Origin of the sequence: Paraburkholderia sp. (genome assembly GCF_035656215.1) — a bacterium.
Taxonomy (GTDB): Bacteria; Pseudomonadota; Gammaproteobacteria; order Burkholderiales; family Burkholderiaceae; genus Paraburkholderia.
In genome coordinates this window covers 1-2,052 of sequence record NZ_DASRSY010000165.1, presented here as the reverse complement: position 1 = coordinate 2,052, position 2,052 = coordinate 1, and the positions used below count along the sequence as shown (strand labels likewise).

3 protein-coding genes are annotated in these 2,052 nt (G+C 64.2%); all 3 read right to left on the bottom strand.

Annotated elements, in window-relative coordinates:
• A partial coding sequence (locus VFE81_RS09735) for a TetR/AcrR family transcriptional regulator (protein ID WP_325044392.1) occupies nt 1-439 on the bottom strand: 439 nt, incomplete at its 3' end.
• A gap of 289 nt (nt 440-728) precedes the next feature.
• Nucleotides 729-1,250: a methylated-DNA--[protein]-cysteine S-methyltransferase gene (locus tag VFE81_RS09730; protein WP_325044391.1), complete on the bottom strand. Its 522-nt coding sequence runs from the start codon at nt 1,248-1,250 to the stop codon at nt 729-731.
• Nucleotides 1,247-2,052: DNA-3-methyladenine glycosylase family protein (locus VFE81_RS09725; RefSeq protein WP_325044390.1), on the bottom strand; the 806-nt coding region annotated here is incomplete at its 5' end. The genes VFE81_RS09725 and VFE81_RS09730, both read right to left, overlap by 4 nt.

Here is a 2,052-nt window from a genome sequence, read left to right as displayed (position 1 = left end):
ACGGATCGTCCGGTTTCAGCACGCCGAGCCGCACACCCTCGGTGACCGCATCGGCAATGACGTTGAGCGTGGGCGACTGGCGCGCGCGGAAGTCCTCGGGAAAGCGTCGCGCATCGTCACGCCGCACCGAGAACGCATGGTCGAACAGGTGCGGATGCTCCAGCGCGTAATCCAGATACGGGTCAAGCAGCGCGAGCAGGCGCTTGAGGATGTCCGGATGCGTCGCGCGTGCTTCCCATTCATGCGCGACCGTGTTGAAGCTGTCGTCGGAGAGCCGCTTCAGCAACGCCTCGCGATTCGGAAAGTGCCGGTAGATCGCCATCGGCGTAATGCCAACGGCGTCCGCGACGCGACGCATGCTTACGGCGTCGGCGCCCTCACGGTCGAACAGCTTGTGGGCTGCGCGCAGGATCTTTTCTGGCGTGGTGAGTTTCTTCATGTATACAGTGTATACATAAGATTTTCGCAACGTCAATATCGGAGAGCGTTGAGCAAGATCAACCAGCCGTGCACCCTCAAGTCGTCATTCCGGCGCAGGCCGGAATCGCGTTTGCTTCTCTATTCATCGCTGATGGATGACTCGCTTCGCCTGTGATGAAGCGATGACCAGCTTCGCTGTTGAAAAACTCTTCCGGCCTGCGCCGGAATGACGAGCGGGTGTCATGTGGAACATATGTCTTGTAGAGCAAGTGCCGTGTGGAGCAAGTGTTACGCAGCGAATCCGCGATCTATGTTGGACCGAAGAACAGATCGCCTCGTGCGACACGGTCTTCCATCGCCAGCAGGAAACGCTTCGTCGGCAGGCCGCCGCCGAAGCCAGTGAGGCTGCCGTCGGCACCGATCACCCGATGGCACGGCAGCACGATCGGCAACGGGTTGCGCCCGTTCGCGGCGCCCACCGCGCGCACCGCCTGCGGCTGATCGATGCGCCGCGCCAGTTCGCCATAGCTGATCGTGACGCCGTACGGAATGCGGCCGAGTTCGTTCCACACCGCCAGCTGGAACGGCGTGCCGAGCGGATGCAGCGGCAGCTCGAAGTGCTGCCGTTCGCCGGCGAAATATTCCTCCAGCTGCACGCGCGCAAACGCGAGTGGTTCCGCGGCGCGGATCCAGCTTGGCGAGGCCTTCTTCGGATGACGTTCGCGCTCGAACCAGATCCCGCGCAGGCCATAGCTGTCTGCGACCAAGCGCAGCGTGCCGACCGGGCTGCTTATCTCGTCGAAGTAAATCGTGTCGGGCGTAGTAGTCATGCAAGCGCTTCCGGTTTTCTGCGATGTGATGCACGTGGCGGCGGCAACGCGTCGGTAGCGCCGCGCCACAGATGGATCACTGCATACGCACGCCACGGTCGCCATGTGTCCGCCCGCAGCGTCAGCGCTTTCGTGCTGAGTGGTGTCGCGTCGGTGGTGGCTTCGCGGCGCAGGATCAGATCCGCTGCCGGGAACGCATCCGGGTCGCTCAGCGCGCGCATCGCCATGTAATGCGCCGTCCACTCGCCGATGCCGGGAAGCGCGACCCAGCGCGCCACGAATTCATCGAGCGATTGTTCCGCACGAAAATCCACGCGGCCATCCAGCAGTGCCTGTGCCATGCCGCTGATGGTTGCGGCGCGGGTCGTGGTCAGGCCGATCTCGCGCAGGTCCGCCTGCGCGAGTGCAGGCGGTGTCGGAAACAACCGTTCCAGTCCTGCCATCGGCGCCGTCGGCAGCGCTTCGCCCCAGCGCTGCACGATACGCGTCGCCAGTGTGCGCGCCGCCGCCACGCTGATCTGCTGACCGAGGATCGCGCGCACCGCGATCTCGAAGCCGTCCCAGCCGCCGGGCAGGCGCAGGCCAGGATGACGCGCGAGCAACGGGCCGAGGATCGCATCGTGGCGGAACGTGTCCGCGATCGCCTGCGGATTCGCATCCAGGTCGAACATCCGCCGCAATGTCGTCACCACGCCGAGCAGTTGCGTCGGCTGCGGGCAATGCAACTGCAGTTGCAGTGCATGTTCGCCGCCCGGCCACAGTGGGTCAGCAAGCCGATCAGGTTGCTCTGTGTTCCCGATGG

Coding starts and splice junctions, on each gene's coding strand:
- VFE81_RS09730 (WP_325044391.1), bottom strand. CDS start 1,250: ATGACTACTACGCCCGACACGATTTACTTCGACGAGATAAGCAGCCCG.